The 26,412-nt window shown below is 72.0% G+C and carries 20 protein-coding genes and 1 pseudogene; 15 read left to right on the plus strand and 6 right to left on the minus strand.

Annotation, left to right across the window (positions count from 1 at the left end; translation table 11 throughout):
- Nucleotides 1-40: 40 nt before the first annotated feature.
- Nucleotides 41-1,942 (minus strand): fatty acyl-AMP ligase, encoded by a 1,902-nt coding sequence (locus LZ495_RS20975; RefSeq protein ID WP_235054068.1) that lies wholly within the window; start codon nucleotides 1,940-1,942, stop codon nucleotides 41-43.
- Between the two features lie 235 nt (nucleotides 1,943-2,177).
- Nucleotides 2,178-3,755, minus strand: a complete 1,578-nt coding sequence (locus tag LZ495_RS20980; RefSeq protein ID WP_235054069.1) for an MFS transporter — start codon at nucleotides 3,753-3,755, stop codon at nucleotides 2,178-2,180.
- Nucleotides 3,756-4,490: 735 nt separating this feature from the next.
- Between LZ495_RS20980 and LZ495_RS20985 the strand changes: the two genes are divergently transcribed.
- The gene (locus LZ495_RS20985) at nucleotides 4,491-5,453 is read left to right on the plus strand and encodes a formate/nitrite transporter family protein (protein WP_235054071.1); all 963 of its coding nucleotides are present in this window, start codon (nucleotides 4,491-4,493) and stop codon (nucleotides 5,451-5,453) included.
- 25 nt (nucleotides 5,454-5,478) lie between these two features.
- Here LZ495_RS20985 and LZ495_RS20990 read toward each other — a convergent pair whose 3' ends face one another.
- The gene (locus tag LZ495_RS20990; RefSeq protein WP_235054072.1) at nucleotides 5,479-6,138 is read right to left on the minus strand and encodes a TetR/AcrR family transcriptional regulator; all 660 of its coding nucleotides are present in this window, start codon (nucleotides 6,136-6,138) and stop codon (nucleotides 5,479-5,481) included.
- Nucleotides 6,139-6,340: 202 nt separating this feature from the next.
- On the opposite strand from LZ495_RS20990, the gene LZ495_RS20995 reads away from it, so the two are divergent.
- The 11 genes from LZ495_RS20995 to LZ495_RS21045 all read left to right on the plus strand — a co-directional run bounded on the left by LZ495_RS20995 (nucleotide 6,341) and on the right by LZ495_RS21045 (nucleotide 21,929).
- A complete protein-coding gene (locus LZ495_RS20995) occupies nucleotides 6,341-7,144 on the plus strand; it encodes an SDR family NAD(P)-dependent oxidoreductase (RefSeq protein WP_235054074.1) in 804 nt (267 codons plus the stop codon).
- A 107-nt stretch (nucleotides 7,145-7,251) separates the two neighbouring features.
- Entirely contained in the window at nucleotides 7,252-8,376 is a 1,125-nt protein-coding gene (locus tag LZ495_RS21000; RefSeq protein ID WP_235054076.1) for a DUF5938 domain-containing protein, read from the plus strand.
- A gap of 163 nt (nucleotides 8,377-8,539) precedes the next feature.
- Nucleotides 8,540-10,102 (plus strand): acyl-CoA synthetase, encoded by a 1,563-nt coding sequence (locus tag LZ495_RS21005; protein WP_235054077.1) that lies wholly within the window; start codon nucleotides 8,540-8,542, stop codon nucleotides 10,100-10,102.
- Between the two features lie 107 nt (nucleotides 10,103-10,209).
- Entirely contained in the window at nucleotides 10,210-11,922 is a 1,713-nt protein-coding gene (locus LZ495_RS21010) for an ABC transporter transmembrane domain-containing protein (RefSeq protein ID WP_235054078.1), read from the plus strand.
- On the plus strand, nucleotides 11,919-13,790 hold the full coding sequence (locus LZ495_RS21015; RefSeq protein WP_235054080.1) for an ABC transporter ATP-binding protein: 1,872 nt from the start codon (nucleotides 11,919-11,921) through the stop codon (nucleotides 13,788-13,790). The genes LZ495_RS21010 and LZ495_RS21015 overlap by 4 nt, the downstream gene beginning before the upstream one ends.
- 236 nt (nucleotides 13,791-14,026) lie before the next feature.
- A complete protein-coding gene (locus tag LZ495_RS21020; RefSeq protein ID WP_235054082.1) occupies nucleotides 14,027-15,052 on the plus strand; it encodes a FecCD family ABC transporter permease in 1,026 nt (341 codons plus the stop codon).
- Nucleotides 15,049-16,119 (plus strand): FecCD family ABC transporter permease, encoded by a 1,071-nt coding sequence (locus LZ495_RS21025; protein ID WP_235054083.1) that lies wholly within the window; start codon nucleotides 15,049-15,051, stop codon nucleotides 16,117-16,119. The genes LZ495_RS21020 and LZ495_RS21025 overlap by 4 nt, the downstream gene beginning before the upstream one ends.
- Nucleotides 16,116-17,009 (plus strand): ABC transporter ATP-binding protein, encoded by an 894-nt coding sequence (locus LZ495_RS21030; protein WP_235054084.1) that lies wholly within the window; start codon nucleotides 16,116-16,118, stop codon nucleotides 17,007-17,009. Before LZ495_RS21025 ends, LZ495_RS21030 begins: the two co-directional genes overlap by 4 nt.
- A 90-nt stretch (nucleotides 17,010-17,099) precedes the next feature.
- On the plus strand, nucleotides 17,100-18,173 hold the full coding sequence (locus tag LZ495_RS21035; protein WP_235054086.1) for an iron-siderophore ABC transporter substrate-binding protein: 1,074 nt from the start codon (nucleotides 17,100-17,102) through the stop codon (nucleotides 18,171-18,173).
- Nucleotides 18,174-18,363: 190 nt separating this feature from the next.
- Nucleotides 18,364-20,094 carry an ABC transporter ATP-binding protein gene (locus tag LZ495_RS21040; protein WP_443732550.1) on the plus strand — a complete coding sequence of 577 codons (1,731 nt, stop codon included), beginning with the start codon at nucleotides 18,364-18,366 and terminating at the stop codon, nucleotides 20,092-20,094.
- Nucleotides 20,091-21,929: an ABC transporter ATP-binding protein gene (locus tag LZ495_RS21045; RefSeq protein WP_235054088.1), complete on the plus strand. Its 1,839-nt coding sequence runs from the start codon at nucleotides 20,091-20,093 to the stop codon at nucleotides 21,927-21,929. The genes LZ495_RS21040 and LZ495_RS21045 overlap by 4 nt, the downstream gene beginning before the upstream one ends.
- A 33-nt stretch (nucleotides 21,930-21,962) precedes the next feature.
- Here the strand turns inward: LZ495_RS21045 and LZ495_RS21050 are convergent, their stop codons facing one another.
- The gene (locus LZ495_RS21050) at nucleotides 21,963-22,991 is read right to left on the minus strand and encodes a serine hydrolase domain-containing protein (RefSeq protein WP_235054089.1); all 1,029 of its coding nucleotides are present in this window, start codon (nucleotides 22,989-22,991) and stop codon (nucleotides 21,963-21,965) included.
- Nucleotides 22,992-23,494: 503 nt separating this feature from the next.
- Between LZ495_RS21050 and LZ495_RS45320 the strand changes: the two are divergent.
- Nucleotides 23,495-23,635: pseudogene (locus tag LZ495_RS45320) on the plus strand (PIN-like domain-containing protein); the annotation flags it as partial.
- A 195-nt stretch (nucleotides 23,636-23,830) separates the two neighbouring features.
- On the opposite strand, the gene LZ495_RS21055 reads toward LZ495_RS45320, so the two are convergent.
- Complete coding sequence (locus LZ495_RS21055; RefSeq protein WP_235054091.1) at nucleotides 23,831-24,190, minus strand: MmcQ/YjbR family DNA-binding protein; 360 nt, start codon at nucleotides 24,188-24,190, stop codon at nucleotides 23,831-23,833.
- 386 nt (nucleotides 24,191-24,576) lie between these two features.
- Between LZ495_RS21055 and LZ495_RS21060 the strand changes: the two genes are divergently transcribed.
- Together LZ495_RS21060 and LZ495_RS21065 are read left to right on the plus strand one after the other, a co-directional pair.
- Nucleotides 24,577-24,780, plus strand: coding sequence for a cold-shock protein (locus LZ495_RS21060; protein WP_235054093.1), 204 nt, complete (start codon nucleotides 24,577-24,579; stop codon nucleotides 24,778-24,780).
- A 273-nt stretch (nucleotides 24,781-25,053) separates the two neighbouring features.
- Entirely contained in the window at nucleotides 25,054-25,356 is a 303-nt protein-coding gene (locus tag LZ495_RS21065) for a hypothetical protein (RefSeq protein ID WP_235054095.1), read from the plus strand.
- A gap of 78 nt (nucleotides 25,357-25,434) precedes the next feature.
- Here the strand turns inward: LZ495_RS21065 and LZ495_RS21070 are convergent, their stop codons facing one another.
- Nucleotides 25,435-25,782 carry a MerR family transcriptional regulator gene (locus tag LZ495_RS21070; protein ID WP_235054097.1) on the minus strand — a complete coding sequence of 116 codons (348 nt, stop codon included), beginning with the start codon at nucleotides 25,780-25,782 and terminating at the stop codon, nucleotides 25,435-25,437.
- Nucleotides 25,783-26,412: the final 630 nt, after the last annotated feature.

Here is a 26,412-nt window from a genome sequence, read left to right on the forward strand (position 1 = left end):
CGGCGCCAGGGCTCGGTTGAGCCCTGGCGCCGGACGAGCCCTACACGTGTCCGGTCGACCGGTAGCCGTCCCGGACCGCCGTCTCCAGCGACTCGTAGCGGGGCTGCAACGCACCCGTCATGAACAGTTCGCGCATGTGCGTGCGCCTCTTCTTGCCGCTCGTGCTGTGCCGGATCGTGCCCGGCGCCACGAAGCAGATGTTCGCGACCGCCACGCCCGCGTACTTGGTCAGGCCGGCGATCGCGATGCCCGCGAGGTCGGCCGGCGGTACGGACTCCCCCTTCTGCGCGTCGAGTTCGTGGAGGATCACGACATGCTCGCCGTCCGGGCAGTCCACGCCAAACGCCACGGTGTTGCCGGCCGCGAAAGCCGGATCCAGCGCGCCGAGCCTCGCCTCGAGATCCTGCGGGTAGATGTTGCGGCCGCGGACGATGATGAGTTCCTTCAGCCGCCCGGTGATGTACAACTGCCCGCCGGCCCGCACCGCGAGGTCGCCGGTACGCAGGAAGGGGCCTTCGCCGTCGTCGGTGTGCCCGTCGAACACCGCCGCGGTCTCGTCGTCCAGCCCCCAATACCCCAGCGCCACACTGGGACCGCGCAGCCAGATCTCCCCGACGCGGCCGTCCGGCAGCTCCCGGCGCGACTCCGGATCGACGATGCGGGCGTCGTAGCCGAAGGGGTCGGGCCCGCTCGACACGAGCGAGCGGTACGCCGAGTCATCCGAACGCCCCGGCGCGGCCCGGCGCGCCGCGCCTGCGGCTTCGTCCGGTGCCGCCACCGGCGCGAACTCCCCGCGTTCCAAGGGCTCTGCGTGCACGAGTGTCACCACCGCGTCCTCCACCGGCGCGTTGCCGGTGACGAACAGCCCGACCTCGGCCATCCCGTAGCACGGGCACATGCTGTCCGCCCGGAACCCGGCCGGGGCGAAGCGCTCGCGGAACGCGGCGAGCGTGCCGGCATGCACCGGTTCGGCGCCGTTCGCGGCGACCAGCCACGACCCCAGATCCAGGCCGAGGGCGCGTTCCGCGGGGATCCGCCGGACGCACAGGTCGTACGCGAAGTTCGGTGCCGGGCTCAGTCCGGCGCTGAACCGCCCGGCGAGTTCGAGCCACCGGTACGGGTCGCGCAGGAACGCCGTCGGCGACATCATCGCTGCTTGCCCGCCCTTGCGCAGCGCGATGAGCAACCCGCCGATCAGACCCATGTCGTGGTAGAGCGGCAGCCAGCTCGCGGTGTTCATCCGGGGCGGCAGATGGAACGCCCGCACGATCAGGTCGATCGTGTAGGCGAGGTTCTCGTGCGAGAGCATCACGCCCTTGGGCTCGGTGGTCGAGCCGGACGTGAACTGGAGCATCGCCAGGTCCCCGCGGCGTACCGGGCGGTGCCGCCAGGCCGCCGCATCGCCGAGCGGTGCGGCATCGGTCGCGACGCAGCGCACCGCGGTGCCCTCGGTGGATTCGGCCACCAGCGGCAGGTGTTCGGCGTCGATCAGGACGACGGAGGCGCCCGCGGCATCCAGGATGCGCTGCAGGCGCCGTAGTTGGCTGCCGCTGCTGTTGAGAGGCAGAGGGGCGGGGACGGCCACGATGCCCGCGTACAGGCAGCCGAAGAAGGCCGAGGCGAAGGCGGTCCCGTTCGGGTAGAGCAGGACGGCGCGGTCGCCGGGGGCGCAGTTCTCGGCCAGCCATGCGGCGATCTGCCTTGCCCGGGTGTCGAGTTCGCCGTAGGTGAGGGTCGCTTCGGGCTGCTCGTCGGGGAAGTCGGGGACGTACGTGACCGCTTCGCGGGCGGGCACCCGGGCGGCCAGGCGCTGGACGTTGCGTACGACGGTGTCGAACGGGTCGGCGTCCGCTCCGTGCGGCGGCCAGCCCTGCCGCGGGCCGCGATCCCAGGCCTCTCCCGGATCGGCGACGTCGACAGGCAGGACGTTGTGCTCGGTCATCTGGCTTCCCCTCAGCTCCGCATGGTCGTCATGGGTCCGGTCCGCTGTGCTCCCGTGCTCTCAGGCCGCACCGGGTAGGCGCCACGTCCGCACCGGACGGCCCCGAAAAGGGCCAGGACCGAGAAGGCGGCAGGTCTTCTCGGTCCTGGACATGGGGCCATGACGGAGCGTCATGTGCGGTGCGGGAAGCGAGTCGCGCTGTTCGCCTTTCGTCGCAGTCCGCCGGGCGGATCGCTCAGGCGCGGCTCCCCTTCAGATCGGCATGGCCGTCCGGCGCCGCCTGCGGCGCGGAACCCGCCACCGCCACATCGGCACGCGGCCGTCCCGGCAGGCAGGTCAGGGCGACCACCGCGCACAGCAGCGCGATGCCCGCACCGACGAGCATCGACGCGTGCAGCGCATCCATGAACGCCGCATGCGCGGGCTCGGCGATCTCCGGCTTCGCCCGCAGCGTGGCGCCGAGCGAGGAGACCGCCTCGTCCGGCAACCCGTCGCCCGCGGAGCCCAGTTGGCCGCGGTACACGCTGCCGAGGACCGAGCCCAGGACGGCGATGCCCAAGGCGGTGCCGGTGTGCCGCATCGTGTTCGCGATCGCGGACCCGGCGCCCGCTCTCGCCGGCGGCACTTCCGACAAGGCCACCGCCATCACCGGGGCCAGCGTGGCCCCGAAGCCCAGCCCCGCCGCGGTCTGCGCGATCTCGATGACCACCAGCGAGGTGTCCTGCTCGATGGTGCCGTAGAACGCCAGAGAGGCGGCCATCAGCAGCGCTCCGGGGGCCACCACCGCCACGTACCCGAAACGGTCCGCCAGCGAGGCCCCGAGCGCCCCGCTGACCATCGCGCCGAGTGCGACCGGCAGCATCAGCAGACCGGCCTTGAGCGGACTGAAGCCGCGCGCGACCTGGAGGTAGAACACCAGCACGAAGCCGGCCCCCATGATCGCGAACGCCGAGGTGCACAGCACCGCGGAACCGGCCGCGAAGGACCGCTTCCGGAAAAGCGACAGGTCCACCGCCGGGTTGCCCACCCGGCGCTCCACGACCAGCAGGAGGCCGAGGATCAGGATGCCCGCGCCGATCGAACCGAGCACGATCGCCCGGCCCCAGCCGGCCGGCTCGCCGCCCGAGATGATGCCGAACACCAGCGTGCCGACACCCGCGATCGACAGCCCCACGCCGGCCAGGTCCAGCCGGCCCGGCGCAGGGTCCCGGTTCTCCGGGACGAACATCAGCGTGAGGACCACCGCGACGAGCGCGAACGGCACGTTGACCAGCAGGACCGAGCCCCACCAGAACCCGCCGAGCAGCGCCCCGCCGATCACCGGGCCGGCCGCGATGCCCAGGCCCGCCGAGATCGACCACAGTGCGAAGGCCTTCGCCCGCTCGCCCTCGGGGAACACGTTGCTGATCACGCCCATGCTGCAGCCCGGCACGACCGCCGCGCCGATGCCCATCGCGGCGCGCCAGCCGATCAGCTGCGCGGGATCGCCCGACCAGGCGCCGAACGCCGATGCGGCCGCGAAGAACAGCAGCCCGCCGACCAGCACCAGGCGCCGTCCGTACCGGTCGCCGAGCACGCCCGCGGCGAGCATCAGCGCCGCGAACGTCAGCGTGTAGGAGTCCATCGACCACTGCAGCTCGGCGTTCGTCGCACCCAGCGACTCCTGCACCGAGGCCAGTGCCGCGGTCATGATGTTGTTGTCCATCACCGTGATGAACATGCACAGCATCATCACGATGAGGATCAGCCACCGGCGCGGATGCCCGGCTTCCTGGGGGAGGGCCGTGCCCTGCGGCGTCGCCTCGGAGGTCACCGCGCACCCCCTCGTGCGCCTGCCCGTCCGCCCGTGCGGGCCTCCGGCCGCGCTCCGCGTAACTCCCCGTGCCGTACGCCGGTGCAGTGCCGTGCCACTTCGGCATCCCTCCGTCCGTCGAACCGGTCCGCTGTGCCGAGGACCGAGCACGCCGAATGCCCTCGGCGCATGCGGAACGGACCCGGGGCATCGTCCTCGGCACTCCGGGTGCCTGGCCGTACGCGCACCCGGTGTTCCGACGTCCCCGTGCCAAAACACCGGACTCCCTGTGGAGTCCGGGCCGTGCGCTGAAGGCTACCGCCGAGTAGCCCTGTTGGTGACGCCCTCGCACCGGCCAAAGTTCGCCGCCCCGACAGGCGAGCCAGGAACCACAGCCCTGCAGGTCGCAGCCGATCCGCAAGATCGGGAACGGCGTTCCTCCGGTGGCCGGAATCACCCCCTGCCCGCAGGCGCGGTCAGGCCTGCTTCTTGTGGCATCCCCCACGCCGAAATGCCCGGTCCGCGAGTACTGCAGGGCGCGGGGGCGTGGCGGTACCGTGGCACGCCGTGCGCCGCGGACCCGACGCCCGCACGGTCCGCAACTGCCGTTCCCGGACCCGGGACCGGCCCGACCGCACGCACTTCTTCCTGCGCAGGCATTGGCGCGAAAACGGCGTCGCACGACTGCCGTTCCAGGCCGCAGCAAGCCCGGAACGGGTCCCCAGCCCCCGGTTGCCCCAGTGAAGGAGCGCCTTCATGTCGTACGTGAGTCCACCGGAGCTCGTCGGCAAGATGATCGACGCAGGCGAGGCCAAGGTCTTCATGGCCACCCGCGACACGGTGATACGGGCCTTCATGGCCGGCGCCATCCTCGCGCTCGCCGCCGCGTTCGCGGTCACCATCACCGTGCAGACCGGCGAACCCCTCGCCGGCGCACTGCTCTTCCCGGTCGGGTTCTGTCTCCTCTACCTCCTCGGCTTCGACCTGCTGACCGGCGTCTTCACGCTGGTGCCGCTCGCCCTGATCGACAAGCGCCCCGGCGTCCGCCCGCGCCTCGTCCTGCGCAACTGGGGCCTGGTCTTCGTCGGCAACTTCGCCGGCGCACTGGTCGTCGCGCTGATGATGGCGGTCACCTTCACCTACGGCTTCACCGAATCGCCCAACGCGGTCGGCAAGGCCATCGGCACCATCGGCGAGAACCGCACGGTGGGCTACGCCGACCACGGCGCGGCCGGAATGCTCACCCTCTTCATCCGCGGCGTGCTCTGCAACTGGATGGTCTCCACCGGAGTCGTCGCCGCGATGATCTCGACCTCGGTCTCCGGCAAGGTCATCGGCATGTGGATGCCCATCCTGGTCTTCTTCTACATGGGCTTCGAGCACTCCATCGTGAACATGTACCTGTTCCCGTCCGGACTCATGCTCGGCGGCGACTTCTCCCTGTGGGACTACCTGCTGTGGAACGAACTCCCGACCATCGTCGGCAACTTGGTCGGCGGCCTGGCCTTCGTCGGACTCACGATGTACGCCACCCACGCCCGCACCGGCCCGACCCGCCCGATCGCTCGGGTACCCGCGCCGGACAAGGCGGCCGCGTCGAATTCCCTTTCGCTCAAGGCGGTTTCCGCCGAATCCGCCGCGCCGCAGGCGACGCCGGCCGACTCCGCGGCCGTCCGGTCCGGCCCGGGCGATTCGGCGGAGAACGGATCCCGCCCCTGACCGACGTCCCCGGCGCCCGGCCGGGTCAGCTGCGCTTGGTGCGGGAGGCCGGCTTCGGCGCCAGCATCGCCGGGAGGGTCGCGCGCAGGTTTTCCGCCAGGGTGGCGGCTGCGGAGGCGTCGCCGGTGAAGTGGCGGAGCAGGGCCTGCTGGAACAGGCCGTCGTACATCGCGTAAGCGGTGGCGGCGGGGAACGCGGCCGGGCGGCCCGAGAGTTCGGCGTACTGGGCGACGATGCGGCCCACCATGCGCTCGAGGCTCTCGTCGATGTCCCGGGCGTCCGCGCGGAAGGCCTCCTCGAAGAGGCTCTGGTTGCGCAGGTCGTACCAGAGGCGGTGCATCGGCGCGTCCTCGCGCAGCGTCGCGGCCATGGCCTCGGCGAATCCGTCGGCGAGGCCTTCGGGGGTGTCCGCGGTGGTGATGACCGCGTCGTAGCGGGTCACGCAGTCGATCTTGTACTGGCGTACGCAGTACGTGATGAGCTCGGCCTTGTCGCGGAAGTAGTAGTGCAGGACGCCGTGCGAGAACTCGGAGTTCTGCGCGATGTCGCGCAGGCTCGTGCGGGCGTAGCCCAGTTCGGCGAGGGTGCGCATGGCGGACGCGGCCAACTGCCGGCGCCGCTCCTCGAACTTGTCCACCTGGCGGCGGGAGATCCTGTCCCGGCCCTGGTCTGCAACCTGGGTCATAGCGCGTGTGCTTCCCGTCGGCCGGCGTCGTGCCTCGTCGTGTCTGGCGTGCCCGCAGCCTAGCGCGGGCGGATGTGGTGCGGGCAGTCGGATTGGACGCTCGTCCTGAAGAATTTTGACAGGCGTCCAAGTTTTCCTGGACAAGCGTCAAGTTTTTATTAGGCTGTGCGGCACCTCACACGGATGGCTCAAGGAGACGCCCATGAACGGGTACGACCTGACCGGACGCACAGCCCTCGTCACCGGCGGGGCCCGCGGCCTCGGGGCCGGGATGGCCGCCGCGCTCGGCCGCGCCGGGGCCGCGGTCGCCGTCGCGGACCGCGACGCCGAAGCCGGCAAGGCCACTGCGGAAGCCCTGGTCGCGGACGGCGTGCGCGCCGAATTCGTGGCCCTCGACGTCACCGAGGACGCGCAGTGGGAAGCGGCGGTCGCCGCCGTCGTCGCGTCCTTCGGCGGCCTCGACGTCGTCGTCAACAACGCCGGGGTGGAGATCTCCGGCCTCGTGGTCGACCTGGACCCCGCGGACGTGCGGACCATGCTGGAGATCAACGTCCTCGGCACCGCGCTGGGCGTCAAGCACGCGTTCCGGGCCATGCGGCCCGGCGGTGCGGCGGGGCAGGGCGGCTCGGTGGTCAACATCGCGTCGGTCGCCGCGACCATCCCGTTCCCCGGCATCGCGGGCTACTCGGCGACCAAGTCCGGGGTCGACCGGCTCACCCGGGTCGCCGCACTGGAGTCCGGCAAGCTCGGCTACGGGGTGCGCGTCAACTGCGTCTACCCGGGCCTGGTCGCCACCGAGATGGGCCTCCGGCTCGCCGCGGACATGCAGACGCTGGGCCTGTGGCCGAGCCCCGAGGCGGCCGTCGCCGACGTGATCGGACTCACCCCGCTCGGCCGGCTCGGCGAGGTCGCGGACATGGCCGACGCCGTCGTCTTCCTCGCTTCCGACGCGGCCCGCTTCATCACCGGCGCCGGACTGCCGGTCGACGGCGGCATGGGCATGTAGGCGGCGTCCGTCCTGCCCTGGTCCGTGCGTACCTGCCCCACGCACCCGTGCCCGGCGCACCTCCGCGCCGCGCACCCCGCCGAGACACGAGACCGAGAGAGCGGCCCATGACCAGCAGCGCCAAGCCCGTCGTCGTGTACGGGGCCTCCGGCTACACCGGACGCCTCGTCTGCGAATACCTGCGCGAGTACAACATCCCCTTCATCGCCGCCGGGCGCGACAAGGCCCGGATCCAGGAAGTCCTGGACCGCGTCCCCGGCATCGAGGACGTCGACCACGAGGTCGTCGAGGTCCCGCACGAGACCGAAGCGCTCACCGAACTGTTCCGCGGCGCCAAGGTCGTCAGCAACATGGTCGGCCCGTTCATCAAGTACGGTCCCGAGGTCGTCGAGGCGTCGCTGGCCGCCGGCTGCCACTACCTCGACACCACCGGCGAGCAGGACTGGGTCCTGGACGCGCAGGCCCGGTGGGGGCAGAAGTACGCCGACGCCGGCCTCCTGCTCTCGCCCGGCATCGCGCAGATGTACACGACCGGCGAGATCGCCGCGAACATCTGCCTGGAGACCCCGGGCGTCGACACCCTCGACATCCTGGTGCTCTGGAAGGGCTTCCCCACCTACGCCTCGACCCAGACGATCTTCACGATCCTCAAGGCCGACTGGTTCTACCTGGAGCAGAACCAGTACAAGCAGTGGGACCCGCTGAGCACCTTCGAGGTGGCCGTCCCCGGACAGCACGAGACAGCGCTCGCCCTGCCCTGGGGCGGCACCAGCCACCCGGTCTGGTTCAAGGACGACCCGCGGGTGGCGAACTGCAAGGTGGCCGGAGGCGTCTTCGACCGCACGGTGATGGAAGGCGTCATCGCCACGGTCAAGCTCGTGCAGGAGCAGATCAAGACCCTCCCCGCCGACGAGCAGGACGCCGCGCTCGCGGAGATCGCCGGGTCCGTGCAGGCCGGCATGCCGCCCCGCGAGAACCCGCGCATCAACACCTCGCTCGACTCGGTGCACGCCTCCGGACCGCTCGCCCGCGTGCACTGCGTGATCCACGGCAACTCCAACTACAAGCAGACCGCGGTCCTCCAGGCGTACGCCGCGCTCTCGCTCATCCAGGAGACCCCGCGCCGGGTCGGGTTCGCGTCCGCCTGCCAGGCCTTCGGCCACCGCGAACTCCTCGGCCAGCTCCAGGCGTTCGGCCTGGCCATGGAGCCCGAGGTCACGGTGCGCCGCTGACTCCGCAGCGGGGGCGGCCGGTCCCTTCCCACGGCCGCCCCCGCCGCGGTTCCCCCAGCGCGCCCGTCCGAACACCGCGTGCGGCGACCCGTGCCGCGCCCGACCCGGCCTCACCAGACCTCCCTAGACCTCCCCAGACCTCACCAGACCAGGAGAGCGGTCCATGCGGCTCTGCGACTACCTCGACAAGGGCGCATCCCTCGGCGCCGACCGGCCGTGCCTGACCATGGACGGCGCCACGCTCACCTACGGGGAGGTGACCGCACTCTCCTGGCGCGTGGCCCGGGCACTCGACCGGTCCGGGATCCGGCCCGGCGACAAGGTGGCGGTCCTCTCCGCCAACAACTCCACCGCGTTCGCGTGCGTCTTCGGCATCTCCCGTGCGGGCGCGGTGTGGTGCCCCGTCAACCCGCGCAGCGAGGCGGCCGAGAACCGCGAGCTGCTGGACCTGCTCGACTGCACCGCGCTCATCTTCCAGAGCGCGTTCGCCCCCCTGGTCGAACGCATCCGCGGCGACCTCCCGAAACTGCGCACCCTGGTCCGCCTCGACGACGGCGAACCCGGGCACGAAGGGCGCGGTGACGGCTCGGCGGCGGGCGCCGTCCCGTTCCGCACCTGGACGGCCGGCCTCCCGGCCGAGCCGTGGGAAGCCGCACCCGCCGACGACATCGTCATGATCGCCGGGACCGGCGGCACGACCGGCAGGCCCAAGGGCGTCATGCTCGGCGCGCGGAACATCGAGGCCATGTCGGCGCTCACCTTGATGAGCTACCCGATCGGCCCGCGGCCCGTGTACCTCGCGCTGGCGCCGCTCACGCATGCCGCCGGGGTGCTGTGCTTCCCCGTCCTGACCCGCGGCGGCGAGATCGTCGTCATGCCGCGCCCCGACCTCGGCGAGTTCCTGGCGCTCGTCGAACGCCACCGGGTCACCCACACGTTCCTGCCGCCGACCCTGCTGTACGCGCTGCTCGCCCACCCCGCACTGGACTCCACCGACACCGCGTCGCTGCAGTGCCTCTGGTACGGCGCCGCACCGATGGCGCCGGCCCGGCTCGAAGAGGCCATCGGGCGCCTCGGCCCGGTGTTCGGCCAGCTCTTCGGGCAGACCGAGGCGCCCATGATGGTGGCCGCCATGGCCCCGGCCGACCACGTGCACGCCGACGGCACGGTCGTGCGCGAACGCCTGGCCTCGGCCGGCCGGCCCACCCCGCTGGTCACGGTCGGGATCATGGCCGGCGACGGGACCCTGCTGCCGGCGGGGGAGCGCGGCGAGATCGTGGTCCGCGGCTCGCTGGTCATGCCCGGGTACTACAAGAACCCGGAGGCCACCGCCGAGGCGTCCCGGCACGGTTGGCACCACACCGGTGACGTCGGCTACCTCGATGCGGACGGCTACCTGTTCATCGTCGACCGCCTCAAGGACATGATCATCACCGGCGGCTTCAACGTGTACTCCGCCGAGGTCGAGAAGGCGCTCCTGGACCACCCCGACGTGCAGGACTGCGCGGTGATCGGGCTTCCCGACGAGAAGTGGGGCGAACGCGTCACCGCCGTCGTCCAGCTCCACCAAGGCCGGGCAGCCGAGCCCGAGGCTTTGCGGGCGTTCGCCAAAGAGCGCCTGGGCGGCGTCAAGGCCCCCAAGCAGATCGAGGTCTGGGCCGACCTGCCGCGCTCGACCGTCGGCAAGGTCCTCAAGCCGGACATCAAGCAGCGGCTGCTCGCCTGACGCCGAGGCGGGTGCGAACCGGCCGCAGTACAAGGCGGGTTCGCGTCCGCCGCAGCCGGCGGCCCGCGGCTGATCGCGGTGAACAACGGTTAAGTACAGTTCCTTTCATGGCCACCGACTTCGCCATGCCCAAGCCGGTGCACATCAGGGGTACGGGCAGCTTCCTCGCCTGGCTCATCGTCAGCCAGAAAGGCCGCGTCCTCGCCGGCGCGACGCTGGGCAGCCTCTGGATGGTCGGCCTCGCCCTGCCGCCGTACCTGCTCTCCCGGGCCGTCGACGAAGGCCTGCGGCCCCGGGACTTCGGCGTGCTGCTCGGATGGGCCGCCGGGGTCTTCGCGGCCGGCGCGGCGAACGCCGCGCTCGGCATCGCCCGGCACCGGACCATGACGAAGATCCGCCTGGACGCCTCGATCCGGATGGCCCGCGCCGTGGTCGGGCAGGCCGGCCGGCTCGGCTCCGCACTGCCGCGGCAGACCACGACCGGCGAGGTCGTCGCGATCGGCATGGCCGACATCCAGGCGATCTCCCAGTCGCTGACCATGACCGGCCCCGGGGTGGGTGCCGTCGTGGCGTACGCCGTGGTCGCGGCGGTCCTCCTCGCGATCTCGCCGCTGCTCGCCGCGGTCATCCTGCTCGGCGTCCCGCTCATCGCCGCGACGGTCGGACCGGTGCTGCGCCGGCTGCAGAAGTCCGGCACGGACTACCGTGCCCAGGAAGGCGCGTTGATGGCGCAGCTGGTGGATGTCGCGGCCGGGCTCCGGGTCCTCAACGGCCTGGGCGGCAAGGCCACCCGCGCCCGCCGCTACCGCGCGGACTCCGAGGAACTGCGGGCGGGCGGCTACCGCGTCGGTGCCGCATCCAGCTGGGTCGGGGCCCTCGCCGCCGGACTCCCCGCCCTCTTCCTCGCCGCGGTCACCTGGCTCGCCGCCCGGATGGCCGCGCAAGGGGCGCTCACCATCGGCGAGATGGTCGCGGTGTACGGCTACGTCGCGATGCTGGTCGTCCCCGTGCGGTTCTTCATCGAGATGGGGACCGACTACGCACGGGCCGACGTCGCGGCCCGCCGCGTCACGGCGTTCCTGCGCCTCGAACCCGAACTCGCCGACGGGCCGGGGACGGTCGCCGGTCCCCAGGGCTCTGCCGTGTTGTACGACCCGGTCTCGGGCGTCGAGGTGCGGCCCGGACTCCTGACCGCACTCGCCGGCGCCCGGCCCGCGGACGCCGCGGCGGTGGTCGACCGGCTCGGCCGCCTCGTCCCGTCCGATGCCACGTGGGGCGGTGTACGCCTCGGCGAAATCGCCTTGGCCGAGGTCCGCGCCCGGATCCTGGTCGCCGACAACGAGGCGGACATCTTCGCGGGGAGCATCCGCAGCGTGGTCGCGGGCCGCCACGACCCCGACGACGCGTCCGTCCTGGCCGCGATCCACGTCGCTGCCGCGGACGACATCGTGGAGGCGCTGCCCGAGCGGCTCGGCGCGCCGGTCTCCGCCCGCGGCCGCAATCTGTCCGGCGGCCAGCGGCAGCGCCTGCGCCTGGCCCGTGCGGTGTACGGCGCCCCTGAAGTACTCCTTGCCGTCGAGCCGACCTCGGCAGTCGACGCGCACACCGAGTCGGCCATGGCCGAACGCCTCCGCGCCGCCCGGCAAGGACGGACCACCGTGCTCGCGACGACGTCCCCGATCGTCCTCGAACTCGCCGATGCGGTCGTGTATCTGACGGACGGAAAGGCCGAGGCATCCGGCACGCACCGCGAACTCCTCCGTACCGATGCCGGGTACCGGGACCTTGTCTCCCGGGATGACGCGGAAGCCCGCGCATGAGCGGCGCGCTTCCGATCGCCGGCCGCGCCGAGGTCCGCCGTGCCGTGCTCGGCGAAGTACGCGCCGACAAAACCCTGTTCGCGGGCATGATGCTGCTCGCCGTGCTTGCCGCGGCGGCCGGGCTGGTCGGGCCCTGGCTGCTGGGCGGCATCGTGGATGCGGTCCAGCGCGCGGCCGGGCCGGGCGGCGGGCCTGGCGGTACCGGCGGCGGGCCGGCGGACGTCGTGGCCGAAGTGGACCGGCTTGCGCTCCTGATCGTCGCCTTCACCGTCGTCCAGGCGGTCCTGCTCCGCTACGCCGCTTACGCCGGGGCCAAGTTCGGCGAGCGTACCGCTGCCCGTATCCGCGAACGCTTCCTCGACCGCACGCTCGCGCTCCCTCCGGCGGTGGCGGAGCGCGTGCCGGCCGGGGACCTGGTCGCCCGCGGGACGACGGACATCGCCACCGTGGCCACGACGCTGCCCGGGGTCGTCCCCGACACCGCGATCGCCCTGGTCCAGATGGCGGTCGTCGTCGTGGCGATCGTCGCCCTCGACCCGGTCCTCGGGGCGCTGGGGCTGGCCTGCCTCGCGGGCTTCGGCCTCGCCACCCGCTGGTACCTGGGACGGGCCCGGCCCGCCTACCTGGCCGCCCGCGCGGCGAACTCGGCGCTGGCCGACGTCCTGGTCACCAGCGCGGAAGGGGCGCGGACCGTGGACGCCCTCGCGCTGGCCGGGCGGCGCACCGAAGCCGTCGAGGCGGCGGTCGCCGAGACCCGGCGGACCAGCCTGGCGACCCTGCGGCTGCGTACCGTGCTCTTCTCGGCCGTCGAGGCGGCCTACGTCCTGCCGCTCAGCGGGATCCTCGTGGCGGGCGCCGTGCTGCACGAGCGGGGATCGGTCAGCCTGGGCACGGTCGTCGCCGCCACCATGTACATACGGCAGTTGGTGGGGCCGGCGGATGTGCTGCTGTGGTCGGTGGAGCTGCTGCAGAACGCGAGTGCCGCCTTCGCGCGGGTCGAAGGGCTGACGTCGGTGCCGCCGGCCAAGCGCCCGGAACCGGCGGACCGGCCGGGAGGGGGAGCCCGGCCTGACGGAGCCGGGCCGGGAGGGGGAGCCGGGCCGGGAGGCAGCCCCGCCGAACCGTCCGGCGACCGGATCGTCGTCGACCAGGCCTTCTTCGCGTACGACTTCGGCACGGACGTGCTGCGCGGCGTCGACCTGGTCATCCGCCCGGGGGAGCGGCTCGCCGTGGTCGGCCCCTCCGGCGCGGGCAAGTCCACGCTCGGCCGCCTGCTGGCCGGCATCGACCCGCCGCGGAGCGGAACGGTGACCGTGGGCGGGGTACCGGTCGCCGGCCTGGCGCCGGACCGCCTGCGCCGCCAGGTGCTCCTGGTCACCCAGGAGCAGCACGTCTTCCAGGACTCCCTGCGCGCCAATCTCTCCCTGGCCGCCCCGGCGGCGACCGACGCGCAGTTGCATGCGGCCCTCGAAGCGGTCGGTGCGGACTGGGCGGCCCGGCTCCCCGGCGGCCTGGACACCGGACTCGGCGGCCCGGGGCACCGCGTGGACGGCGCCCAGGCCCAGCAGATATCCCTGGCCCGGGTGATCCTGGCCGACCCGCACACCCTGGTCCTGGACGAGGCGACCGCGCTGCTGGACCCCACCGCCGCCCGGGCCGCGGAACGCGCGCTGGCCGCGGTCCTGCACGGCCGCACGGTCATCGCCATCGCGCACCGCCTGCACACCGCCCACGACGCCGACCGCATCGCCGTCATGGACCACGGCCGCATCACCGAACTGGGCACCCACGACGCCCTCGTCGCCGCCGGCGGCGGCTACGCCAGGCTGTGGCACGCCTGGCACGGGGACTCCGCCCGGGGCAGTTAGAGATCGCCACGCGTTCCACGCGCAGGGGACACCGGTGTCGACTCTCTCGCACTCTTAGCTTAGGCTCACCTAAATTCTGGCTGCCCGCCTTGCGGGCACGTCGGCATTCCGTGCTGCCCGAGTCCCTTCCCGCAGCCTCCGCAGGAAGGGCAACTCCCCGTGAGAGGTGCTTTCTGACGGCGCTTCACCGGTCCCCGGCCGACATCGCGACGGCCCGGACCGCGGCCGAGACCCCGGTGCCCAAAGGCGCTCGGGGCCCGCGGCGCGGGGGCGGACTCGCCGTCCTGGTCCTGCTCCTCGGGCTCGCCGCGGTGGCCTCGCTGGCCGTCGGCGCACGTTCGCTGAGCCCGTCGGAGGTCTGGCACGGGCTGTTCGCCGAGCCGACGGCCGACCAGCGCCTCAACGAGATCAGGCTCATCGTGCAGACCGTGCGGGTGCCCCGCATGGTCCTGGCGATCGTGGCCGGGGCCGCCCTCGGGGTCGGCGGTGCGCTGATCCAGGGGTACACGCGCAATCCGATCGCCGACACGGGACTGCTCGGGATCAACGCCGGGGCGTCGTTCGCGGTGGTGTTCGCGATCTCGGTGTTCGGCTTCGCGGACCCGGCGCAGTACGTCTGGTTCGCCCTCGCCGGGGCCGCGCTGGCCGGGGCCGTCGTGTTCGGGCTGGCGAGCCTCGGCCGCGGGGCGGGCAATCCGCTGACGCTGGCCCTGGCCGGCCAGGGCGTCACCGTGTTCCTCACCGCCATGACCACGGCGGTCGCGCTGAACGACCAGGCGTCGCTGAACGCGCTGCGGTTCTGGAATTCGGGCTCGATATCCGGCGTCGGCTTCGACGTCATCTGGCCGGTGACCGGGCTGATCGCGGCCGGCCTCGCGCTCGCGACCGCCACGCTCCCCTCGATCAACCTCCTCAATCTGGGCGACGACGTCGCCCGCGGGCTCGGCGTGGACATCGCCCGCAGCCGCATCCGGGGCATCGCCGCGATCACGCTGCTGGCCGGCGCCGCGACCGCCGCCTGCGGGCCGATCGCGTTCCTCGGGCTCATGGTCGCGCACGTCGCCCGCCACCTGACCGGCCCGGACTACCGCTGGCTCGTGCCGTACGCCGGACTGCTGGGTGCGCTCGTCCTCCTGCTCTGCGACATGGTCGGGCGGGTCGTCGTGCGTCCCGAGGAACTGGACGCGGGTGTGCTCGTCGCCCTGCTCGGCGCCCCCTTCTTCGCGGCCCTGGTGTGGCGCGGAAAGCTCAAGAGCGCATGAGCGGCCTCGACGTGCAGCCGCGGGTGGCGGCCGGAGTGCGGTTCGGGCGGGTGTCGTTCGTGTGGCGGCCGCGGGCCGTCCTGGTGACCGCGCTGCTCGCGGCCGCCACTTTCGCGGTGTTCTGCGTGTCGGTCTCCATCGGGGACTTCCGCATCAGCCTGCCCCGCGTCGTCGCCACGATCTTCGGCCGCGGCGACCCGTTCGACGAGTTCGTGGTCATGGACCTGCGGATGCCGCGCGCGCTGGCCGGCCTCGTCGTCGGGATCGCGATGGGGGTGTCCGGCGCGCTCATCCAGTCCCTCGCCCGGAACCCGCTGGCCAGTCCGGACATCCTGGGCGTCACCGGCGGGGCGAGTGCGGTCGCGGTCTTCCTGGTGACGGTGTCCGGCGGGGCCTCGGCGGCCGTCGCCGGCACGGTCGGGCTGTCCACCGCGGCCCTGGCCGGCGGTCTCGGCACCGGCCTGCTCGTGTACGCCCTGACCTGGCGGCGCGGCATCGACGGCTTCCGGCTCGTGCTGATCGGCATTTCGGTCAGCGCCGTGATGCAGGCCCTCACTACCTGGCTGCTGGCCACCGCCGACATCCGGGACGTGGCCAAGGCCCAGGCGTGGCTGGTCGGTTCGCTGGACAACCGGTCGTGGGAGGAAGTGCGGATCGCGTTCTGGTGCACGCTCGTGCTGCTGGTGGTCGTGGTGTCGGCCGCGTTCCAGTTCAAGCCGCTGCACCTCGGTGACGAGGTCGCGGCCGGCCTGGGCGTCCGGTACTCCGCGGTACGGGCCGTCCTGATGCTGTGCGCGGTCCTGCTGGCCGGGGCGGCGGTGAGCGCCGCGGGCCCGGTCCCGTTCGTCGCGCTGGTCGCGCCGCAGATCGCCATGCGCCTGGTCGGCAGCCCGACGCCGCCGCTGGCGGCCTCCGGGCTCGCGGGGGCGCTGCTGCTCATCGGCTCGGACCTGGTCGCGCGTACCGCACTGCCCACCGCGCTGCCGGTCGGCGTGGTCACCGCCGCGATCGGCGGGCCGTTCCTGGTCTACCTGCTCGTGCGGGCGAACCTCAGGCGGAGGACATGACAGTAGGAATTCCCGAAGCCCCCGGAGCCCCCGAAGCCTCCGATGCCCCCGAAGTCCGGCTGGCCGCCCGCGGGATCACGGTCGGGTACGGCAGCCGGACCGTCATCGACGGCCTCGACGTGGCGGTACCGCCCGGCCTGGTCACCACGATCATCGGCCCCAACGGCTGCGGCAAGTCGACCCTGCTGGGCACCCTCGCGCGGCTGCTGCGGCCGGCCCGGGGCAGCGTCGTCCTGGACGGCGAGGACATCGCCAAGGCCAGGACCCGGGACGTCGCCAAGAAGCTCGGCCTGCTGCCCCAGGCCCCCGTCGCCCCGGAAGGCCTGACGGTGTCCGACCTGGTCGCCCGCGGCCGCCACCCGCATCAGAGCTGGCTGCGGCAGTGGTCCTCGGACGACGCCGACGTGGTGGCCCGCGCGCTGGCCCTGACCGGCGTGTCCGACCTGGCCGACCGGCCGGTGGACGCGCTGTCCGGCGGGCAGCGCCAGCGCGTGTGGATCTCGATGGCACTGGCCCAGGGCACCGACCTCCTGCTGCTGGACGAGCCGACCACCTACCTCGACCTGGCGCACGCGATCGACGTGCTCGACCTCGTCGACGACCTGCACGAGGCGGGCCGCACAGTGGTCATGGTGCTGCACGACCTCAACCTCGCCATCCGCTACAGCGACAACCTCGTCGTCATGAAGGCGGGCGCGATCCTCGCCCAGGGCCACCCGCGCGACGTCGTCACCGCGGAGTTGCTGCACGAGGCCTTCGGGCTGCGGGCCCGGGTCATCGACGACCCGGTCGGGCACCGGCCGCTGATCGTGCCGATCGGGCGTGCCCACGTCCGCGCCGACGCCGGGGCCCGCGCCCCGGTGGAGGGGGCGGTGCGCGCTCAAGATTAGGTAAGGCTAGCCTTACTTCGATTTCCCGGACGGGGGCGTGCCGCCCCACGGCCGGTCCGGACCGAACGGCGCGAAAGCAGAGGACTCCGAATGCTCTTCCGGACAGCGAAGCGTACGACCTCCTGGCGGCGGCTGGCCGCCGTCGCCTCCGCCGCGGCCCTCGGTGCCGGCCTGCTCGCAGGCTGCGGCTCCGACTCCGCGGACAAGGCCGGCAGCACCGGCGCCGACGGGGCCGGCTCGGCGCCCGCCGCGTCGGCCGGCGCGTTCCCGGTCACCGTGGAGCACGCCTTCGGATCCACCACCGTCGCCAAGGCCCCGCAGCGCGTGGTCTCGGTCGGCTACACCGACGACCAGACCATCCTGGCCTTCGGCATCAAGCCGGTCGGCATGGTCGACCAGTACCCCAACCCGCCCGGCACCAGCCCCGACGTCAACACCCAGTGGCCGTGGGTGAAGGACAAGTGGGGCAGCGCGCGCCCCGAGGTGGTCATGAGCAACGGCGACTCCGGCCCCAACTTCGAGAAGATAGCCGCGCTGCGCCCCGACCTGATCATCGCGGTCTACTCGGAGATCGACCAGGCCGCGTACGACAAGCTCACCAAGATCGCCCCGACCGTCGGCCGCACCAAGGGCGAGAAGGAACCTTTCAGCGCGCCGTGGCAGGACAACGCCCTGCACATCGCCAAGGCCCTCGGCAAGGCCGACGAAGGCGCCGCGCTGGTCAAGGGCATCGACGACAAGCTCGCCGCGATCCGCCAGAAGCACCCGGAGTTCGCGAACCAGACCGGCGTCGCGCTGTCCTGGTACAAGGACTCGGTCGCACCCTTCACCACCACCGACGTACGCGGCCGCCTGGTGACTTCCGTCGGCTTCAAGGGCGTTCCGGAGATCGACAAGATCGCGGGCGACAAGTTCTACACCGTGCTCTCGCCGGAGCGCATCGACCTGGTCAACGTGGACCGCATCTTCGTCATCGCCGACCAGGCCGACCAGACCGCGCTGAAGAACTTCCAGCTCTTCGCCAACCTGCCCGCGGTCAAGAACAACAAGGTGTCGTACCTCCTCGACAGCGAGGGCCCGGCCATCGGCGCCGCGATGTCGCAGAGCACGCTGCTGTCGCTGCCCTACGCCATCGACGAGATCGTCAAGTCGGTCGGCCAGTAGTGACCTGCCACCGCGTATCCGCTCCCGGTACGGCCGCCGCGTGAGCACCACCGACACCCAGGCCGGCCCGGAGACTGCGCCCAAGGACCAGGCTCAGGACCAGGCCCAGGCCCAGGCCCAGGCCCAGGCGACTCTGGGCACGGCCGGCGGCCGCGCCGCGACCCGCTGGGTCGCGGCGCAGTGCCGTGAAATGCCCTGGCTGACCGCGGGCACCGCACTTTGCACCGTGGCCGGGGCGGCCCTCCAAGTCGTCCCCGTCCTGCTGCTCGGCCGGGTCGTCGACGGTGTGACGGCCGGCGAACCGCGGTCCGAACTCGCCGTCCTCGGCATCTGGCTGGTCGCCGCCGCGCTGCTCGGCGCGGCGGCCACCGCGGCGTCGACGTACCTGATCGGCCGGCTCGGCGCCGAACTCCTCGCGCGGTTGCGAGAAGGCGCCGTGCACGCGGTGCTCGGCATGCCCAGCGCCCGCATCGAGCAAGTCGGCCGCGGAGACGTGCTGTCCCGGGTCGGCGACGACGTCGCCGTGCTGTCCAAGGGCATCCGCATGGCCGTCCCCACGGTCTTCTCCGCGGGAGTCCTGGTCGTCGTCGCCACCGGCGGGATGTTCGGGCTCGACTGGCGGCTCGGCCTGGCCGGCGCCGCCGCACTGCCCGCGTACGCCCTGGCCCTGCGCTGGTACCTCCCGCGCTCCGCCCCGCTCTACCGCCGCCAGCGCGCCGCGCAGGCCGACCGGGCGCAGGCGCTGATCAGCGGGCTGGACGGGATCGAGACGGTCCGCGCGTACCGCCTCGAGGAGGCCTTCCGCGCGAAGGTCACCCACGAGTCGGCGCGGGTCCGCGACCTGGGCATCGAGGTGTTCCGGTTCTTCGGGCGGTTCGTGGGCCGGGAGAACCGCGCCGAGTTCATCGGACTCGGCCTGATCATCGTCGTCGGGTACGCCCTGCTGGAGGCCGACGCCGCCACACTCGGCGAAGTCGCCGCCGTGCCTTTGCTGTTCCACCGGCTGTTCAATCCGCTGGGTGCCATTCTGTTCACCTTCGACGAGGCGCAGAAGTCGGGCGCGAGCCTGACCCGGCTCGTCGGCGTGCTGGGGGAGTCCGACGGGCAGCGCCTGGTGGGCGACCCGTCCGCGGCACGCCCCGGCGCCGCCGAGGCAGCCGCCGCGCCGCACCCCGCCGCGTACCCGGTGACCGTACGGGGCCTGACCTACCGCTACCCGGACACCGACGAACCCGTGCTGCACGACGTCGACTTGACGATCCCCGCAGGCGGTTCGCTCGCCCTGGTCGGGGCCACCGGCGCGGGCAAGTCGACGCTGGCCGCGCTGATCGCCGGCATCGGGACGCCGGATTCCGGCACGGTGCGCATCGGCGCCACGGACCTCGCCGCTCTGGACGGCGCGGCGTCCCGCAGGCTGGTCGGCATCCTCACCCAGGAGACCCACGTCTTCTCCGGCACGCTCGCCGAAGACCTCCGGCTGGCCGCCCCGGCCGCGACCGACGCCGAACTCCTCGACGCCCTGCGTACCGTCGACGCCGGCGCCTGGGCCGAGTCCCTGCCCGACGGCCTCGACACCGCTGTCGGCGAGGGCGGCGAACGCCTGGACGCCACCCGCGTCGCCCGGATCGCGCTGGCCCGGCTGATCCTCGGCGGGGCACCCGTGGTCGTCCTCGACGAGTCGACCGCCGAGGCCGGCAGCGCAGGCGCCGCCGAACTCGAACGCGCCGTCGCCGCCGCCTGCCGGGGACGCACGACCCTGCTGGTCGCGCACCGCCTCACCCAGGCGATGGCCGCGGACCGCATCGCCGTCCTGGACGCGGGCCGCGTCGTGGAGCAGGGCACCCATGAGGAGTTGGTGGCGCTGGGCGGCCGGTACGCCCGGCTGTGGCAGGCCTGGCGGGAAGGCAGCTGGACATCATGAGCACAACCGACCAGCAGCACGGGCAGGTCCAGCCGGTCCAGCCGGTCCAGCAGGGCCGGGAGCAGCAGAAGCCGCAGGACCCGCAGCCGCCTGTCGAAGAACCGCGCAAGGGACGGCAGCCGCGCCCCGGCGCCCGGATCCTGCGCAGCGCGCTGCGCCGCAACCTCGGGGCGATGTCCCGGGGCACCGCCCTGATGAGCTCGTACCAAGCGGGCGAGACCGCGTTCCCCATCGCGCTCGGCCTGATCGTCGAGCACACGATGCGCGATCGCAGCCTCGGCGCACTCGGGCTGGCGATCCTCGCCCTGGCCGCGGTCACCACGATCGTGTCGCTGTCGTGGCGCTTCGGCATGCGCATCCTGCAGAAGGCGAACACGACCGAGGCGCACTACTGGCGGGTCCAGGTCGCGTCGCGCGGCCTCCAGCCGGTCGCCGCGACCGGCGCTGCGTCCGGCGGCTCCGCGTCCGGCGGCTCCGCGTCCGTCCTTAAGTCCGGCGAGATCCTGACCATCGCGACCGAGGACGCCGACCAGACCGCCGACATCGTCGAGGTCGTCCCGGTCCTCATCAGCTCGCTGGTCGCCGTCGCGGTCGCCGCGGTCGCCCTCGGTCTGGCCGACTACCGGCTCGGCCTGCTCGTCGTCTTCGGCACCGCCGCGATCCTGACCGTCCTCAGCGTGATGTCCAAGCGCATCGGCTCGCGCACCCGCGAACAGCAGGCCCGTGTCGCCCGCGCCGGCGCCAAGGTCGCCGACCTCATCACCGGACTGCGACCGCTGCACGGCTTCGGCGGCAACCACGCCGCTTTCCGCTCGTACCGCCGGGTCAGCAGCGAGGCCACCGGCCAGGCCGTCGCCGTGGCCCGGGCGAACGGCGCGTACGCCGGCACCGCGCAGGGCCTCAACGCGGTCCTCGCCGCCGCGGTCACCCTCACCGCAGGCTGGCTGGCCTTCGACGGCAGCATCACCATCGGCCAGTTGGTCATGGCCGTCGGACTCGCGCAGTTCATCATCGAACCGCTCAAGCTCTTCTCGGAGATGCCGAAGTACGTCATGATCGCCCGTGCCTCGGCCGACCGTATGGCCCTGGTGCTGACCGATGAACCGCAGGCCTCCATACCCGCACAGCGCCCGTCCCTCGGCGGCGACCTGGAGATCGACGGCGTCCACCACGAGTCACTGCGCGGACTCGACATCCACGTCGCGGCAGGCGAGTTCGTGGCCATCGTCGCGTACCAGCCGCGCGCGGCAGCCGACTTGGCCGCGCTCCTCGCACGCAACGCCGCACCCGGCACCTACCAGGGCACGGTACGCGTCGGCGGCCACGACATCGCCGGCCTCCCTGTCGATGCCGTCCGCACCCACATACTCGTCAACCCCGACCACGGCGAGATATTCGCGGGAACCCTCCGCACCAACATCGACCCTTCGGGCACCAGCCGTATCGTGCCCGAAGCCGTCGAGGCATCCCTGCTGACCGACGTCGTCGCCCTCCACCGCGAAGGCCTCGACTACCCGGTCCGCGACCGCGGCGCGAACCTCTCCGGCGGCCAGCGCCAACGCCTGTCCCTGGCCCGAGCACTCGCCGCCGACGCGGAAATACTGGTCCTGCAGTCCCCGACCACCGCCGTGGACGCCGTCACCGAGCAGCTCATCGCCCGCAATCTCGCCGATCTGCGCCGCGGCCGCACGACCATCGTCATCACCGCCAGCCCGGCGCTCCTCGACGCCGCCGACCGCGTCCTCGTCCTGGACGACGGCGCCATCACCAGCGAGGGTCCGCACCGCAAACTGCTCGCCACCGACCCCGAGTACCGGCGCGCGGTGGCCCGCTGACCGCCGCGGCCGGTTTCCGGTCGCGCGGTCGGCTCAGGTGCCGGGGGAGGCTGCGGCCAGGAGCCCGAGTGAAAGCTCCTGGTCGCGGTCCTCGAAGTTCCAAGCCCCCTTGCGGACAACCGCGTTCGTGGCCCAGAACACCATCGTCCGGGTGCCGGGGCGGATCAGGACGCGGGCGAAGGACCAGTCGTTGCCGCCGTCGTGCGTGGCGACGGGGCCGTCGCCGGTCGGCAGGATCGTCCAGCCGTAGCCGTACGATCCGGTCGACCCGTCGCCTTCCGGCACATGCGGCGTGAACATCTTCGCCTTCGCCGCCGCGTCCAGGACGGACTCGCCCTCCAGCGCCCGACACCAGAGGTACATGTCCCGGGCGGTGGACAGCAGCCCGCCGTTGCCGCGCAGATACCAGTGCGGGCGGCCGTCCGGCGCCCACGGATGATCGAACGGGCGCCCCTGGGGCTTCCCTTGCGCGTCGTACTCGACCGCCACGTCGCCGCGGCCCGGGTCGGGCAGCGCGTAGCCCGTCCGGACCATCCCGGCCGGCCGGAAAAGGTTCCGGGCCAGGTACTCGTCGTACGGGACCCCCGACACCCGTTCCACGATCGCCGCCAGCACCGAATAGCCCACGTTGGAGTACGCGAACTCCCGCCCGGGCGCTGCCTCCAGCGGCACAGCCAGGGCCTCGGCCACCAAGGCGTCCCGCGACACCGGGTCGTAGTCGTCGCCGAGGCCTTCGGGCAGGCCCGATGTATGGGTCAGCAGGTGGTGGATCGTGATGCCCCGCTTGTCGGCCGGTACGGCCCCCAGATGGACGGCGATCGGATCCGTCACCTTCAGCGCGCCGCTCATCTCCAGCTTGAGCACCGCGGCCGCGGTGAACGACTTCGTGATCGAGCCGATGTCGTACACGGTGTCGCAGTCCGCCGCGCGCCCGGCGGCCTGATCGGCCTTGCCCATTCCCTGGCACGCCACCAACTGCCCGTCCCTGGCCACCGCCGCGGTGCCGCCGGCACCCTGCGGCCACTTCTCGGCCAGGAACTCGGAGACAGCCTGAGCCTGCACCCCGAAGGCCGGAACAGCCGCCGGCGACCCGCTCCCCGTACTCACCGGTGGCGCGCCATTCGTAGACGCCCCCGAAGCCGAAGCCGAAGCCCCCGACGGCCCACTCGGCACCCGCCCGCCCGACCGCTCATCCGTCGCACCGCACCCCGCCGCCGAAACCGCCGCCAAGACCGTCACCAAGACCACGGCCCGCGCCCGCCCCGCCCTCTTCCCCATGAACCGCATCGCATCCCCGAACCCCGGCACGGCCCACCCGCGCCCTCCCCGAAGACGCTAGGCAAGCCACCCCGCCCGGATCATCACGCACCCGAGCCAACCTCCTCCTCCCCGACACCAGCCACCCCCACCCCCACGATCCCCACCAAGGACTACGCGCCACGAGGGAGCCTGTCGCAGTGTGAGCTCGCACGACGGCCGGGGCGAGGGTTGCAGCCTTCCGAAGCAACTCGCCGACAAACAAAGGGTGTCAGTGGAACAATCGGCGGCCGTCGGGGCGTATCCGGATGCTGGTCGTGCTCGACACCAACGTCCTGCTCGATCTCTACCGAATGAACCGCAAGGTCCGCGGCTACATGCTCACCGTGCTGACGGGGTTTCGGGGCCGCGTCCGGCTGCCGCATCAGGTGCTGGTCGAGTTCCGGCGCAACCAGTCTCAGGAGGGCGCTACTTCGCCACCACGCCAACAAGGCCAAACAGGCGCGCGAGTCGATGGCCAGGCAGGCCGAGGCAATTCTCTCCGCAGCGGACAACGACGAGTTCGTCACTCGCGAAGCCCTCTACGAAATCGGCGGCGCGCGAGGTCTCGTCGGAAAATCTGCCCGCTTGCGGTTCCCTTGGACTCAGCCCGGGCCGTCGGGGTGGGCGAGGTCGTAGGCGCGGGAGATCTTCTTGGGGACGACCATGCGCCAGGCTTCGACGACCAGTTCGCGGGCTTCTTTCGGGTCCAGGGACGCGAGGATGGCGTGGACCCAGTTGAAGCGCAGGTCCGATTCCGCCGGCAGTCGGAACTTGCGCGGGTCGCTCGCGACGAGGTCGGCTCGCTCGTCCTTGGGGAAGGCGAAGCCCATCACCGTCTCGTCGAGGGAGAACGCCACGTACACGATCTGCCCGACACGGAACTTCAGCCGGCCGCGGACGTACACCGGATACGAGCGCTCCAAGGCCGTCCCCAGCGACCGGACGTCCTCTATCTCCGCCATGCTCGGACCTCTCGATCACGGGTCGGCCGGTCGGCCGCCTGCTCTGCTCTGCACCGGGTCGCGGTTGTGTCCGCGCGGGACTTCATTGTCACACCCTGCGCGGCACAATATCTGCACTTGCGATGGCAGAAATAGCCGCAACGCGCGGCGAGAATTCCTGCGACCTCGAGCGGAATAGAATTCCGGATGGCATTGAAAGGGTTGCGCCGTGCTACTGTCGACAGCAGTTGCAGTTGTGGTTCCCAAAAACCTCGAACTCGCTCACCCGCCGGTTTTCGGTGGGCGGCGTGTTTTTGCATGTCGGATCTGTTCGGCTGGGCAATCATCACGGCGACGCGGGGTCCGCACGGTGCGGGCTCCGGGTATTGCCCTGAAGGAGATTCGATATGGCTGCCGGTACGGTGAAGTGGTTCAACGCGGAAAAGGGATTCGGGTTCATCGAGCAGGACGGCGGCGGCCCGGACGTCTTCGCGCACTTCTCGAACATCGCTGCGCAGGGCTTCCGTGAGCTCACCGAGGGCCAGAAGGTGACGTTCGACATCGCCCAGGGACAGAAGGGCCCGACGGCCGAGAACATCGTTCCCGCCTGACCGCGACGCGCTGATTCACAGCTGGAGGCCCGCACCTGGAGGTGCGGGCCTCGGCTCGCTTCCGTTCGGCCCCGGCCGTCGGGTCCCGGTGGCGCCTGCGGTCCCCACTTCTTCACGGGACGCGCCGTGCCGGGGGAATAGTGATGGCAGCCTGCGGCGGCGGCTCCCCCTTCTGAGGAGGCACCTGTGGTCACGAAACAGATACCCCCTGGCCCGTCCGCGCACCGTCTCGCAGCGGCCCCGTGCGCGTCGGAATTGCGGGTCGGGACAGACATGACCGTCGAGGTGGCGCTGGCGGTGCTGTCCGGCGCCCAAGCCGAACGCCTGCTGGTCTGCGACGAGGACGACCAGTGCTCGGACCTGGTCACCCGAAAGCAACTGGCCGCTGTCCGCGAGAGTCCGTCGTACACGGACCATCTCCGCCTTCGGGACGTCATCGACGTCGACGGACCGTTCGCCGGAGCAGCAACCATGGCAGGTACCCGACAAGCCGCATGCTGTGATTCCTCGGATCAGCGCTGTGCTCCGGCTGTCGGACACGACGACGCCGACCCGTTGTCCACACTGTCTTGCTGAGTGCCTGGACCGGCTCGCCGCGGGTGCCATGTCCTGGCAAGGGGACTTCGGGCATCCGGCCCGCGGTGGGCGTGCTGTTCAGGTCTCGGCGCCTCGTGGCCCGTAGGGGTTCGTTTTGCGAAGCTCCTCGTTGATGTGCAGGGCTTCGGCGAGTTGGTCCTCGAGGATGACGATGCGGCAGGCGGCTTCCACCGGCGTTCCCTGGTCGACGAGTTCCCGGGCGCGTTGCGCGATGCGCAGCTGGTACCGGGAGTAGCGGCGGTGTCCGCCTTCCGAGCGCAACGGGGTGATCAGCCGGGCTTCGCCCAGCGTCCGGAGGAATGCCGGGGTGGCGCCGATCATCTCGGCGGCCCGGCCCATGCTGTAGGCGGGGTAGTCGTCGTCGTCGAACTTGTCGGGACGACCGGGGGTGTCACGGGGAACCACTGCACCTCTTCATCGTTCAACTGCAACGTTCATCTGCATCGTTCGTTTCATCGGTTTCGTCCAGCGTTGTCGTCGAACCGTCGTCCTGCACCATCGTGCCGCAGCCGCGGGCGCACACGCGGCGCCTCGGGTCGCTGCGTTCTCGTGACGAGGCTCCTGATGCCGGACGGCATCAGGACGCGGAAAGGCGCCGCACCGACTGGCCGGCAACACCGGTGCGGTGCGGCTCGGTTCGGTTTCCGCGATGGGATGTCGGTCCCTCTCCAGCCGACCTTCTCCACTGCCCAGTAGTGGGTGGTGGCGGGGACCCGAAGCACCACGATATCGGCCGGTGACATCGGGGTTGTCCATCAGGCTTTCCCGGGAGGCGGAATGGTCGCTCGGAGAGAGCCGCAATCACCGCTGGAACGGCGGCAAGCACCGCGACGCCGCTCGAACGCACGGATGGAACTCCTCGACAGTCGCGGTAGGCCGACCACGCATCGGAGCCGTGGCAGACGCGCACGCCGCCCGGTTGGCTGTGAGTCGGACCCTCGAACGCGGGGCAGGCCCGGAGCAGCCGGCAATGCCCTCTGTCACTCGCCCGGCCGAGCTCCGTCACCCCGGGGCATGAAAGGCGTGCACGTCGCC

This window comes from Yinghuangia soli, assembly GCF_021502675.1.
Classification (GTDB): Bacteria; Actinomycetota; Actinomycetes; order Streptomycetales; family Streptomycetaceae; genus Yinghuangia; species Yinghuangia soli.